Source organism: Mesorhizobium sp. LSHC420B00, assembly GCF_000503055.1.
Taxonomy (GTDB): domain Bacteria; phylum Pseudomonadota; class Alphaproteobacteria; order Rhizobiales; family Rhizobiaceae; genus Mesorhizobium.
Window position 1 is genome coordinate 37076 of sequence record NZ_AYVY01000028.1, and the last position, 12950, is coordinate 50025.

11 protein-coding genes are annotated in these 12950 nt (G+C 58.7%); 8 read left to right on the forward strand and 3 right to left on the reverse strand.

The window, feature by feature from the left end; all coding sequences use genetic code 11:
* Positions 1–141 precede the first annotated feature (141 nt).
* Complete coding sequence (locus X760_RS67100; RefSeq protein WP_031194796.1) at positions 142–1371, forward strand: adenylate/guanylate cyclase domain-containing protein; 1230 nt, start codon at positions 142–144, stop codon at positions 1369–1371.
* A gap of 48 nt (positions 1372–1419) precedes the next feature.
* On the forward strand, positions 1420–2196 hold the full coding sequence (locus X760_RS67105; RefSeq protein ID WP_031194798.1) for a hypothetical protein: 777 nt from the start codon (positions 1420–1422) through the stop codon (positions 2194–2196).
* A gap of 239 nt (positions 2197–2435) precedes the next feature.
* Here X760_RS67105 and X760_RS67110 read toward each other — a convergent pair whose 3' ends face one another.
* Together X760_RS67110 and X760_RS67115 are read right to left on the reverse strand one after the other, a co-directional pair.
* Entirely contained in the window at positions 2436–3512 is a 1077-nt protein-coding gene (locus X760_RS67110; protein WP_198030546.1) for a hybrid-cluster NAD(P)-dependent oxidoreductase, read from the reverse strand.
* Between the two features lie 91 nt (positions 3513–3603).
* The gene (locus X760_RS67115) at positions 3604–4521 is read right to left on the reverse strand and encodes a LysR family transcriptional regulator (RefSeq protein ID WP_084642962.1); all 918 of its coding nucleotides are present in this window, start codon (positions 4519–4521) and stop codon (positions 3604–3606) included.
* Between the two features lie 74 nt (positions 4522–4595).
* On the opposite strand from X760_RS67115, the gene X760_RS67120 reads away from it, so the two are divergent.
* The 6 genes from X760_RS67120 (at position 4596) to X760_RS67145 (ending at position 11399) form a co-directional block, all read left to right on the forward strand.
* A complete protein-coding gene (locus X760_RS67120; protein WP_031194801.1) occupies positions 4596–5678 on the forward strand; it encodes an amidohydrolase family protein in 1083 nt (360 codons plus the stop codon).
* 11 nt (positions 5679–5689) lie between these two features.
* A complete protein-coding gene (locus X760_RS67125; RefSeq protein WP_023721725.1) occupies positions 5690–6043 on the forward strand; it encodes a Rieske (2Fe-2S) protein in 354 nt (117 codons plus the stop codon).
* Between the two features lie 99 nt (positions 6044–6142).
* Complete coding sequence (locus X760_RS67130) at positions 6143–7750, forward strand: ABC transporter substrate-binding protein (protein WP_023721726.1); 1608 nt, start codon at positions 6143–6145, stop codon at positions 7748–7750.
* A 100-nt stretch (positions 7751–7850) separates the two neighbouring features.
* Entirely contained in the window at positions 7851–8897 is a 1047-nt protein-coding gene (locus tag X760_RS67135; protein ID WP_031194803.1) for an ABC transporter permease, read from the forward strand.
* The gene (locus tag X760_RS67140; protein WP_023721728.1) at positions 8894–9778 is read left to right on the forward strand and encodes an ABC transporter permease; all 885 of its coding nucleotides are present in this window, start codon (positions 8894–8896) and stop codon (positions 9776–9778) included. Before X760_RS67135 ends, X760_RS67140 begins: the two co-directional genes overlap by 4 nt.
* Positions 9768–11399 carry an ABC transporter ATP-binding protein gene (locus X760_RS67145; protein WP_023721729.1) on the forward strand — a complete coding sequence of 544 codons (1632 nt, stop codon included), beginning with the start codon at positions 9768–9770 and terminating at the stop codon, positions 11397–11399. Before X760_RS67140 ends, X760_RS67145 begins: the two co-directional genes overlap by 11 nt.
* Positions 11400–11742: 343 nt before the next feature.
* Here X760_RS67145 and X760_RS67150 read toward each other — a convergent pair whose 3' ends face one another.
* A complete protein-coding gene (locus X760_RS67150; protein WP_031194805.1) occupies positions 11743–12615 on the reverse strand; it encodes a ferritin-like domain-containing protein in 873 nt (290 codons plus the stop codon).
* Between the last annotated feature and the right edge of the window lie 335 nt (positions 12616–12950).

The following is a 12950-nucleotide window of genomic DNA, read 5'->3' on the forward strand; positions in this document are numbered from 1 at the left end:
ATCTCGAACTGCGTGGCCTGCGGACGCTGACGGGGACACGGGCAGAGCCGACGTGACCGGGGAAATGGCAGCAAAAGGGTCAAGAATAAGGCGCGCGGCCTATGCCCTCTTGGGTCGCCAATTTCTTCGCGGATAATTCTAATGCGCCTGCTTGAAGCCCTCAGTTACGGAACGGAACGGTATCCGAGGAAAGTTGCAAGACGACTTCGCGTCCTCAATATCACGTGTTGGAGCATGGCCCTGGTTTGGCTGGGATTCGCCGCTTTGTTCCTGCCAAGCTTCAAGCTCCGCACCGTCGGCCTCATTGACATGGGAATGGCGGTTTTTCTGTTTGCTATTCCTCTGCTGCATCGCATAGGACCGAACGTTGCTGCTATGATTTTTATTTTGGTGAGTTACCCCGCAATTTTCGTCGTTTGCTTCTTGGTCGGTACCGATAGCGGCATGCAAGTGGAGTACTTGGCATTTGCTGCCGGCGCGGTGCTAGTTCTAGGTGTGGAACCCATCGCACCTCCACTCATCGTCGGCATTCTCTCCTTGGCGTTGATCCTGGCTCTGGAAATCTTTGCTCCGCGCAACGCCGGACTCCTAGACGAGGCAGCAATGCTAGGCGGCTTCATCGCGGTTGTGACTGCCACCATGACGGTCATGTTCGCCGTCGTGTTCTATGCGGTTCGCGAAGCCGCACGCTCCGAGGCAATCGCAGAGTTCGAATATGGGCGATCCGAGTCATTGCTGGCGAACGTCCTCCCTACAGCTATTGCAGATCGGCTGAGGTCCGGTCCCACGCAAGTTATTGCGGACAAGCACGAGCACGTGTCGATTCTTTTCGCCGACATGGCAGGGTTCACCGCGGAGGCCAGCCAGACTTCGCCCGTCCAACTTGTCGGATTCCTCAACGACGTTTTCACGGCCTTTGATCAGCTGGTTGAACGCCATGGCCTGGAGAAGATCAAAACCACGGGCGACAACTATATGGTTGTCAGCGGCGTGCCCGTGGCGCGATCGGATCACGCCGCTGCTCTGGTCCGTCTTGGGATCGAAATGCTCAATGCCGCCGGCCGGATGCACGATCCGCATGAACGCGCCGTGTCGATCCGCATCGGCATAGCCAGCGGCCCGGTTGTTGCGGGCGTCGTAGGAGTGAAGAAGTTCTTCTATGACGTCTGGGGCGATGCGGTGAATGTCGCATCGCGCATGGAGACTACAGGCGTGCCGGGCAGGATCCAGATTTCGCCGGAGACCTACGAACTTGTGAAGGACCAGTTTGATTTCGAAAGCCGCGGCCCTATTGATGTGAAGGGCAAGGGCAAGATGACGACATGGCTGTTGGTCGGCCCGAAGGCGCGGATTCCTCATTCGAACGGCTAGCCATGACGGGGGCAAACAATAAGGCGCGCCGACGGGCCAAACGCGAGCGTGGATTTCGATCGTGGCGGTGTGATCCAGATTCTATTTTCGCAAGGTGATTGGAATAGGCCGACGGTTTACCATTCCGATTGCGACTTGCACCCAGGCATGTCGGGAGGCGCAGTTATCGTCAAGTCCGAAAGTGGCTTGAACGCCGTGGCTTTGATGATCGAAAGCGGATTGGAGAAATTGAACGGACTTGACTACGATCTTCGGACTGGAAGTTACGGGTCCATGACCGGCCTGGATAACACGTTCCTTTCCGACATCATGGATTTGCGCAAGGCCACTCCGAAGAAAAAGGGAGTGGTCTGGAGCCACTCTCCAGCAAACCGGCCTCCATCGGCGGGGGCCCAATGTGTGACCCGCAGCAAGTTGATCACGCATACCGCGACGGGCAGCTTTCTGTCGTTGCATTTTCATAGCGATTGCGCAACGTCCATCCAATGCACACTGTCAGGCAGCTACAGACTGGCTCGGAGGCTGTTCGATCGATTTGATGACAGTTTTACCCTGGCGGTCGGGGAAACCAACACGCGCAAGTTCTACGGCGTGAACTCGGAGATGGAGGAGTACGATCAGTTTCGGTGCGAGGCAGTGGGCACTACTCCACCCGCCGAGCAAAGCAAGGGTGTGCATGCGGAGCAAACCGAGGCTCAGCCGGCCGAGCCAAGCAAGGTTACGCCGAAAAAGGTCAAGACCGTGACTATCAGGACCGGCGGATGTGCAAACAAACAGAATTGCGTTTCCAATAACTCCACGCCCGGAACGTCGAACAGCAAGTAATGTGTTCGAAGCGAATTAGAGTGTGCTATGGGATTGAGAATTTCATGCTCTTGGTTGCAAAGACAGCCAATTGGGCACTCGTTCCCTAGCGATTGTGCACGAGACGATCNGACGATCTCGCTGGTGAAAGTGATAGGCGGAAAACAGGTTCCGAAACGCTAACGACTTGCGGTCGCATTAGTATGGCTTGGTCGTGGAACGCAAAGGCTGACCCGATTTCGTCCCGCGATGCGGTACAGTTAGAGATCAAGCAAAACGTCGCCATGTGGGCGGCTGCAGCACGCCAGGATGTAGCCTGCCGATTGATCCTCCAAGGTCAGCCCGCCCAGGTCGTCCATGACGACTTCGCCGGACAGCTTGGCGATCCGGCAGGTACCGCAAACTCCCTGCTGGCAGGCGGTGGGGATGTGGACGCCACATTGGCGCGCCGCTTCCAGCAGGGTCTCTCCGGGCGCACAGTGATGCGCAATGCCGGAGCGGGCGAAGCGGACCGAAGACGACACCTTTGAAGCCGTTACCGAAGGCGAACTGTTGCCGCCTCCGAAACTCTCCTCATGATACTGTGAAGGGGTGAGGCCGATTGCGTCCAGGCAGGCGCGTGCCGCCTTCATATACGACTCCGGCCCACAGGCAAAAACCGTGCGGCTGAGTAGATCGGGAACCAAGGTCAGGAGCATCTCACGATTAATTCGCCCGGTTGGACCCGTCCATGCCGGGTCATCCTGACTGCAAATGCTAGTCACTTGAACATTGGGAAAGCGAGCGGCAAGTGCGTCCAGTTCGAGCCGAAAGATGATGTCGTCCGGCGTTCTCGCACTGTGAATGAAGCGGATATCCTGGTCGGCTGCCCGGTCGGTAAGTGTGCGCAGCATTGACATGACGGGAGTTATCCCGCTGCCACCCGAAAGGAAGAGGGACTTTGCATGCGGCAGATCGTCGAGATTGAACGAGCCGAGCGGCCCTTCGATCTCGATCCCATCACCCGGCTTCAAATTATCATGGAGCCAATTCGAAACGAGCCCGCCCGGCGTCCGTTTCACGGTGATCTGCAGGTCGAGCGGTCGCGTCGGCGGTGACGAAACGGAGTAGGAGCGCGTCACCGCGGCACCGTTGATCCTCAGGTGCACAAGAACATACTGGCCAGCGCTGAAGCAGAACATCCGATCTGAGGCGGGTGTGAGAACGAACGTTTTCACATCGTGCGTTTCGTCGATCACGCGCCGGCAGAGCGCAAGTTGTGGTGTGGTCTGTGCCCACTGTCGGTGACGCTTCGTCGGGACGAAGCCGGAGGTTCCAAAGGCCGCGTGTGCATTCATCATTCAACTCGGGTTTGAAGTCGAGCCAAGATGCCACTTCAACACCCGCTGAACAGCCGCGCAATCCTGCCTTTATGATCGGCAATTTCGATTAAACTTCCAGAGACATTACAGCGACCTGGAGAGCTCGGATGCCTTTGCGAATGATGGGTTCGTGTTTGCGGCGCGCGAGTATGGCGGTGTGGACTGGCTGGTACAGCGTCGGCGCTCCCTCGACCAGGAACGATGGGAGTTCAGCAGTGAACCTGCGCGCATCGTCGCTGCGCATATAGCAGGTGCCACCCGTGCGTCGGAGCATGATCTCCGCCAGAGTTTCCGATCCCGTCGAAAGCCGGCAGATCGCCAACTCGGCCAGCAACTCTGCGTGCGTCTTTTCCAGCACGGCCGTGTAGCCCGGGCGAATGTAGGTTTCGGGGTCGACGTCGGACAGCGTTCTGGCAGCCGTCGAAACCATCACATATTCCTCGACCATCAGATGTTCGTAGGCGATCTCAGGCAGGTAGCGAGGCGCATAAAGCACGGCGATATCCAGATTTCCCATGCTAAGATCGCTGACCATCTGGTTTGAATAATCCGACTCGACATGGATCGAGGACTTTGGAAGGGCCTGGCATAGTGTCTCGACCCATCCGGGCAGGACCGAGCGGGTCATGCCCACCTGTGCGGCGATGCGCAAGGTGCCCTCGAAACGGTTGAACGCCCGCACGTCGTGGCGAGCTTGCGACCAGGTCGACAGCAGGGATCTGGCGTACGCTTCGAACCGCCGTCCCGCGGCTGTCGGCTCAGCGCCGGCGCGCCCGCGCTGAAAGAGCTCGGACCCGATCGCGCTCTCGAGGTTCTTGATGCGGGTGCTGATCGTCGACTGGGTCAACCCCAAGCGATCGGCGGTACGATTGAAATTTCGCGACTCGATGATGTCGAGAAAGGTTTCGATGTGATCTAGCTGCACGGGACCTCCCGATCGAAAAAGTCGATCATATTGCGCAGGATCATAAGCTTGATCAAACAATACTCAAGGCGGAAGCTGCCCTCGGTGAAATCGGCCGGCAGATCGACCAGGCTGAAGCTACGGAGCTGAGCAACGTGTTCATAGTCGACTGCGATTGTCACAATTACTGGTCAAGCGCGACCGTATTGGAGCCCTACCTTTCCGGCCTATGGAAGGACATGTTCGTTGAAGGCGAGAAGACAGGCCCCGTTGGCGCCTTCCCGCATGGCCATCGTCCCTGGTTTCATCCGCAGGACTTCTCCCGCAAGGACGTCCGTCCGAAAACGGAAGCCGACAACTATCTCATCATGAAACAGAAGCACCTCGACAAGTACAAGGTCGATGTGGCGATCCTGACCGGCGATGAGCCGATCGAGGCTTCCACCCTCGCCAATCCTTATTATGCCAGCGCCCTCGTCAGCGCCTACAATGACTACCAGATCGACCAATGGCTGCCGAAGGACGATCGCTTCATGGGCTCGATCATCATCGCGCCACAGGATCCGAAGCTCGCGGCCGCCGAGATACGCCGTCTGGGCAATCATCCGCGCATGGTTCAGGTTCTCGCTTCGCAAGGCTCCGTCAAGCCTTATGGCGATCCGTTTTACCATCCAATCTACGAGGCTTGCGCCGAGGTGGGGCTGCCCTTTGCCATACATCTGGGCGGCCATGGCGGCGTGAATTCGACCGCGATTGCTCCGGCCCCGACGACATTCTTCTGGGAGACCCATGCCATCCTGCACATGTCGGCGATTTCGCATGTCGCAAGCATGATTGCGCATGGCGTCTTCGAAAAATGGCCGGACCTCTACTTCGTGGTCATCGAATGCGGCGTCGCCTGGGTGCCGTCGGTGCTGTGGCGCCTGGACGCCGATTACAAAGCCCTACGCAAAGAGACGCCATGGCTGAAAATGCTGCCTTCCGAATACTGCCGGCGCAACATCCGCTTTTCCACGCAGCCACTGGAGCAGCCCGCAAATATTCAGCATCTCTGGTCCACTCTCGAGGCAATGGACGGAGAAAATACGCTGATGTTTGCCTCAGACTATCCGCATTGGGATTACGACGATGCCAACACGCTGCAAATCCCTCCTGCCTGGAAGAGCAAGATCATGGGGCTGAATGCGCTGGAGGTTTACAAACGCATCCCCCGCGCGCAAGCGGCGAATGCCGCCTGAGGAAGCAGACGATGCCCGAGAAGACATATATTTGCCGTGTCGACGAGATCGAAACCGGATCTGCCTTCATCGCCAAGATCCGCAGCCTTTCGGTCGGCGTTTTTCGCATCGGAGACTCATTCCACGCGCTGCTGAATGTTTGTCCGCACCGCGGCGCTCCGCTTTGCGAGGGGCCGCAATGCGGAACAACTGCACCGGTCGAAGAGGCGCAATTCATCTATCACCGCGAAAACGAGATCGTGCGCTGCGCCTGGCATGGCTGGGAATTCGACATCAAATCAGGCGCGGCCCTGGTCGATCCGTCCGTTCGCGCGCGCACATTTCCAGTAACCGTCGAGGCGGGCAGCATCTATGTGACGGCCTGATTGAGGTACGGATTCGAAGAGTAGAAGAAAGGTGATCGAAACTAACTTCACAGGTGCTTGACGAACAATAACGCGGAAAATCCGTAATGGGAGAGTCAAATGTCAGAATCTGAATACAAGCTTGGTATCGCTCAAAGCCTGATTGGTCACGGCAAGATTTCCCGCCGTGACTTCATTCATCTTGGGCTGGCCGCTGGGCTGACGGTCACCGCTGCGGACAAGCTCTTTGTCAGCACGGCCCGGGCCGAACCGCTGCAGGGCGGCTTCGCCAAGCTCGGCATGGCACATGGCGCAACGACGGATTCGATCGATCCGGCCGGCTACCCGGACACATTCACACAGACGGCATTCTCCGGCTCGATGTCCAACAGCCTCACCGAGGTCGACGCGAAAGGCAACGTCCAACCGGATCTTGCCGAGAGCTTTGAATCATCCGATGGCGCCAAAACCTGGGTCTTCAAGCTGCGCAAGGGCGCAACCTTCCACAATGGCAAGAATGTGACGGCGGACGATGTCGTGACTTCGCTGCGCTATCATATGGGCGACGAAACCAAATCGGCGGCGAAGCCGCTGCTTGAGCCCGTCGCGAGCATCAAGGCGGATGGCCCGGAAACGGTTGTCTTCACGCTGAAAAGCGGCAACGCCGATTTCCCCTACATCATGAGTGACTACCATTTGGTCATCATGCCGGCCAAGGACGGCAAGGCGGATTGGGGATCGGGCGTTCGCACCGGTGCTTTCGTGCTTGAGAATTTCCAGCCCGGAGTTTCGGCAAAACTCAAGCGCAATCCGAACTACTTCAAGAACGGCAAACCCTATCTCGACGAGGTGGAGTTCATCGCCATCACCGATCTCGCCGCTCGCATGGCCGCGCTATCGACAGGGGAGGTGGACTATATTGGCCGCGCCGACCTCAAGACCCTCGGCATGTTGAAACGCAATCCCAAGGTGGAGATCGTCGAGGTCACCGGCTATGGCCACTATACCTTGCCGATGAATGTCACGGTTGCGCCGTTCGACAATCCAGACGTGCGAATGGCTTTGAAATGGGCGATTAACCGTCAGGAGATCGTCGACAAGATCTTTCTCGGCCACGCCACTGTGGCCAACGACAACCCGATCGCGCCGGCGATCAAATTCGCTACGAATCCGCAGCCGCAACATAGTTTTGATCCCGAAAAAGCCAAGCATTACCTGAAAAAGGCCGGAATGGAAAAGCTGAAGGTGGACCTCTCGGTCGCCGATGCCGCCTTTGCCGGCGCTGTGGACGCGGCTGCCCTCATCCGCGAGACGGCAGCCCAGTGCGGCATCGAGGTAAACGTCGTGCGTGAGGCCGAGGACGCCTATTGGGACAATGTCTGGCTCAAGAAACCTTGGTGCGCTTCCTACTGGAGCGGTCGCGCGACGGCCGACTGGATGTTCACGCAAGCCTTCGCCGCAGACTCCAGCTGGAACGAGTCGTTCTGGAAAAATCCCCGCTTCAACGAGTTGCTTGTCCAGGCGCGCGCCGAGACGGACGAGGCCAAGCGGGCGGCAATGTATGCCGAGATGCAGCAACTGACCCATGATGATGGCGGCAGCATCGTGCTGGTGTTCAACAATTTCGTCAGCGCCAAATCCAATAAGCTCGCACATGGCGAGGTGGCGCCGAACTGGGAGAATGATGGATTGAAGATGGCCGAACGCTGGTGGATCGCCACTGCGTGAGAGTGCGGGCCGGACCCGCGATGGCTATTAGGCTCCGGCTTGCAACCGCGTGCCCTGACTGGTGTGGCAGGGCGGCGGCAGCAACGGGAAACGCGTACCCATGAACCCCGTCGCAAGAACGGTTCTGCAGCGCCTCGGCCTCGGCCTGGTCACGCTGTTCATCGTGTCCATCATCATCTTCTCTGCGATTGCAATGCTGCCGGGCGACTTCGCCAAGGCGATGCTCGGGCAATCGGCGACACCCGAAACGGTCGTCGCCTTCCAGCGAGAAATCGGCATCGACCGTCCGCCTGTCGAGCGCTACTTCGTCTGGGTCGGGCAGATGCTCCACGGTGATTTCGGCTCTTCATTCGCGAGCCGCACCGGATACCGGCGCACCGTCGCCGAGATTATCGCCCCGCGCCTCTACAATACGATGTTCCTTGCATCGATGACCGCGCTGATAGCAGTTCCGCTGGCCCTGGGATTGGGCATCCTCGCTGCGCTCTACCGCAATGGCTGGTTCGACCGGCTGGTGAACGCAGTGACGCTGACGACCATTTCGTTCCCCGAGTTTTTCGTCGCCTATATGCTTGCCTACCTTGTCATCTCGCGCGACACGTTCATCGGATCCGAGTTCGCACAATCCCTGCCGCACTGGCTCGCGGTCTCGCTGAACTGGATACTCAATGCAGTTCCTAAGTTCCCGACATTGTCGAATGTGAACGATCAGACGCCGTTTTGGGAACATGTCTGGAGAGTAGCCTTGCCGGCGATCACTCTTACGCTCGTCATCGTGGCGCACATGATGCGAATGACACGAGCGGCGATCATCAACATGCTGGCAAGCCCATATATCGACATGGCGCGTCTCAAGGGAATGTCGCCCATGGCCATCGTACTCAGGCATGCCTTGCCCAACGCATGGGCTCCGATCGTCACGGTGGTGGCGTTCAATCTTGCTTATCTCGTCGTCGGAGTGGTCGTGGTCGAAGTGGTATTCGTCTATCCCGGCATCGGTCAGCTGATGGTTGACGCGGTCAAATCAAGGGATGTTCCGGTTGTCCAGGCCTGCGCCCTGATTTTCGCCGCGACCTACATCCTGCTCAATCTGACCGCCGATATTATTTCCATCGCCACCAATCCAAGACTCTTGCATCCACGATGACCAGCTACGAACCCATGGCTCAGGTTCACAGGCTGAGGCGCTCGCGCGCCACCCGTGCGAAAACGGCGCTGAAGAAGGCACCCTTCAGTGCATGGTTCGGCATCCTCGTGATCCTCGGTTATGTCATCGTTGCGGTGTTCGCGCATTGGATAGCCCCATTCGGCGAAACGCAGGTCTTCAGCGAAGCCTTTGCACCGTGGAGCCAGCAGTTCAAATTGGGAACCGACCAGCTCGGCCGGGACATGCTCACGCGCCTGATTTACGGTGCGCGCAACACCATCGGTATCGCCGTCGCGACCACATTGCTGTCCTTCGCGGTCGGCGTCTCGCTCGGCCTTCTTGCCGCATTGTATAGGGGATGGCTCGACCAGATACTGTCGCGTGCGGTGGACGTGTTGATGTCGATCCCAAGCCTGATCTTCGCCCTGGTGCTGCTCTCGATCTTCGGCTCGTCGATCACCAGCCTGATAATCATCATTGCGCTGCTCGATTCCACCCGCGTTTTTCGGCTCGCACGCGCCGTCGGGCTTAACGTGGCAGTGATGGAATATGTCGAGGTGGCGCGATTGCGCGGCGAAGGCCCGAAATGGATCATCGCCAAGGAAATCCTTCCCAATGTCATGCCGCCGCTGGTCGCGGAGTTCGGTTTGCGATTTTGCTTCGTATTCCTCACGATCGCGGCACTGTCTTTCCTGGGCGTCGGTATTCAGCCGCCGACCGCTGATTGGGGGTCGATGGTGCGCGAGAATGCGACCCTGATCACCTACGGTGATGTCACGCCGCTGCTGCCGGCCGGCGCGATTGCCCTCCTTACAGTCTCCGTGAATTTCGTCGTCGACTGGTTCCTGCACGCAACCAGCGGGTTGCGCGATGAAAGGTAGCGGTCCGGGCTCGCGCGAAAAAGGCAAGGATCTGCTGCAGATCCGCAACCTACATGTCGAGGGTTTCTCGGACGAGCGGTGGCATCCCATTGTCCGTGGGGTCGATCTGGCGCTGAAGCGGGGGGAGGTTCTTGGCCTGATCGGCGAGTCAGGCGCCGGCAAATCCACCATTGGCCTCGCCGCGATGGGTTACGCCAAGCCGGGCTGCCGTATCACACAGGGCTCGATCCTGTTCGACGGGACTGATCTTCTGGCCCTCAGCGAAACAGGGCGCCGCCGCCTCAGAGGCTCCCGTATCGCCTATGTCGCGCAAAGCGCAGCGGCCTCTTTCAATCCGGCCCACCGACTCCTCGATCAGACTGTCGAAACAGTCGTGGCGCATGGGATTGCCAGCCGAGAGAAAGCGAACCGGAGTGCCGTCGATCTCTATCGCCGTCTTCAGCTTCCAGATCCGGAGACCATCGGCTTTCGCTATCCTCATCAGGTTTCCGGCGGACAGTTGCAACGGGCAATGACCGCCATGGCGATGGCTTGCCGTCCGGACCTCATCGTCTTTGACGAGCCAACGACGGCGCTCGATGTGACGACGCAGGTCGAAGTTCTCGCCTCCATTCGCAACATCGTGGAGGAATTCAACACCGCTGCAATCTATGTGACGCATGATCTGGCGGTGGTGGCGCAAATGGCGGACCGGATCATGGTTTTGCGCCATGGACTTACCGTGGAGGAGGCAGAAACGCGCCAGATGCTCGCCTCGCCCAGCCAGGAATATACTAAGACGCTCTGGGCCGTGCGCAAGCTCGCCAAGCCCGAAGTTCCGGCCGATGACTATCTGCTTACGATAGACAACGTCACGGCGGCCTACGGCCGGGCGGTTAAGGTGCTCCAGGATGTCTCCATCAAAGTTCCACGTGGAAGAACGGTGGCTGTGGTCGGCGAATCCGGTTCCGGGAAATCGACGCTCGCTCGCGTTATTACCGGCCTGCTGCCGCCGCTTTCGGGATCGATTTCCTTTGCTGGCCAGGCCCTTTCCAAGACCCTGAAGGCGCGCCCAAAAGAGATCTTGCGCCGCATACAGATGATTTATCAAATGCCCGACAACGCCCTAAATCCGCGCCAGACGGTCGAAGAAGTCATAGCTCGTCCGCTTGAATTCTACATCGGCCTCAAGGGTGCACAGCGGGATAGGCGGATCGGCGAACTCATGCACATGGTCGAGATGAGCGAAACTTACCTGGATCGTCTGCCGGCCGAACTGTCGGGGGGTCAGAAGCAGCGCGTTTGCATCGCCCGAGCGTTGGCTGCCGATCCGGAACTCATCATCTGCGACGAAATCACGTCCGCGCTCGACCAGATTGTGCAGGAGGAAATCCTGAAGCTCTTAATGCGGCTTCAGCGCGAGCTCGGCATGAGCTACATTTTCATCACCCATGACATTGCCACCGTGCGAGCGATCGCCGACGAGATTGTGGTCATGCACCAGGGGAAAATCGTCGAGCAGGGATTAAAGAGCGAAGTTCTCACGCCACCGCATGCCCCCTATACCGAACGGCTTTTGTCCTCCGTGCCGGAAATGGATCCCGATTGGCTCACAAGGCTGCTCGCCAGCCGGAGGATGTGATCGTCGGGCAGAGCGTCGCGTGTCTTCCATATCGCCACCATTTTACAGCTTGGCGGTCGGCCGTACGGAACAATGCGGGAAAATTGGCGGTTCTCGCCGCACCAACTGCAGAGCCTGCTTCTCGGCAAAGCGGTCGGTTCGTTCCGTCCATCGGAACGAACCGACCGCACTTTCCTGACGTTCTTGTGAACGCCGCAATGATCGCGGTTCGGAATTCAATCAATCTTGGGTGGGGGACTCCTGCAGCGGATTTGAATCGTGATCGTCGCGCAGCCGTACCAGCAGTGCCGACCGCAGGTCCGCTGCGTCTCTTCCGGCGATCCGATCGCCTGTCGCGAGCGGGTCAGGTGCTCTTCAGCGTCCCGTTCATCCCTTCCGGATAGAAGCCACCCTTGCTGACGCCGTCCTTGTCGGTGAGATAGACGATCCGCAGCACTTCTTTCGGCGTCCTGGTGAACGCGATCGCGTCGGGAGTCGAGGGAACGAAATTGGCCTTGCCATTCACCTGGATGCCCTGGTCCTTGTCTTCCGGCCCGTCGATCTTGTCTCGTGCATCGGAGACGGCGTTGGCGGCCTTCCAGGCTTTCTCTCCCTTCCGGTATAGAGTGGAGCGCGCCATTCCCATGTGGTAGGCCTCGACCGCCAATATGCCCGCCGCGGCGGCGAGGAAGTCCTTGTTCTTCAGAAGCGTCGCAGCACCGGCATAGGCGGTGACGCCGACATCCTCGAACAGCATGCCGCCGAGAACAAAGTTCGTTTCGTTGCCAAAGGGGTCGAAGTCCGGCCCGAGGCCCGCTGCCTCCGCAACCGCTTTGAACCCAGCATCGAAATCGATGGCCGGCCTGTCGACGGCGTTCTTTGCAAGCGTCTTGCGGTAGAACCGGACATGCGCGAGTTCGTTTTCAGCAACCTCCTGCATGAATTCGCCGATGGCGGGTGTCTCGAAGGACACTTTCTTTCCGCCGACCACATCGCCGGGTTTCGAACCGGCATCGGCGGCGTCGATGCCTTTTCCGGTGGTGCCGCGAAGGTAGTATTCGGCCTCCATGTATTCCAGGTTGAGCGCAAAGCGGAAAATGTCCTCGTCCTGCACTTCCTCCTTGGGGTAGGCGCGAGAAACCGGCGCCAGGCCCGTCGTGGCGGCGAGGCTGGCTCCCAGCCCGAACTGCAATGCGCGGCGACGGGAAAGGTGGAGTGAAGGGATGGCACGTATCATGGCTTCCTCCCAAAAGCCCGCCGGCGTCACCTGTTGGCACCTTATCGCGGGCAACGCGCCCAACTCCGCCATAGGCGAAATGTTCCTGTAAAGGTCGGACTTTTGCAGGGGTCGTGCTCCCGGATCAATGGCTTTTTGGGCAGCGTAACGTCGGAGTTGGCATCGACTATTTGTGACCAAGCCTCGAGTCTAGACATTGAGGTGACACATTATGAGCCAGATAGGCTACGCCCGCGTCAGCACGGTCGACCAAGAACTCGAAACGCAAGTCGGCAGGCTAAGGGCCGGAGGGAAACGAGCGGACCGTGATAACCCAGGACAGCAAGGATGGCTGG

Coding starts and splice junctions, on each gene's coding strand:
- X760_RS67100 (WP_031194796.1), top strand. CDS start 142: ATGCGCCTGCTTGAAGCCCTCAGTTACGGAACGGAACGGTATCCGAGG.
- X760_RS67150 (WP_031194805.1), bottom strand. CDS start 12,615: ATGATACGTGCCATCCCTTCACTCCACCTTTCCCGTCGCCGCGCATTG.
- X760_RS67125 (WP_023721725.1), top strand. CDS start 5,690: ATGCCCGAGAAGACATATATTTGCCGTGTCGACGAGATCGAAACCGGA.
- X760_RS67135 (WP_031194803.1), top strand. CDS start 7,851: ATGAACCCCGTCGCAAGAACGGTTCTGCAGCGCCTCGGCCTCGGCCTG.
- X760_RS67110 (WP_198030546.1), bottom strand. CDS start 3,512: ATGAATGCACACGCGGCCTTTGGAACCTCCGGCTTCGTCCCGACGAAG.
- X760_RS67140 (WP_023721728.1), top strand. CDS start 8,894: ATGACCAGCTACGAACCCATGGCTCAGGTTCACAGGCTGAGGCGCTCG.
- X760_RS67130 (WP_023721726.1), top strand. CDS start 6,143: ATGTCAGAATCTGAATACAAGCTTGGTATCGCTCAAAGCCTGATTGGT.
- X760_RS67145 (WP_023721729.1), top strand. CDS start 9,768: ATGAAAGGTAGCGGTCCGGGCTCGCGCGAAAAAGGCAAGGATCTGCTG.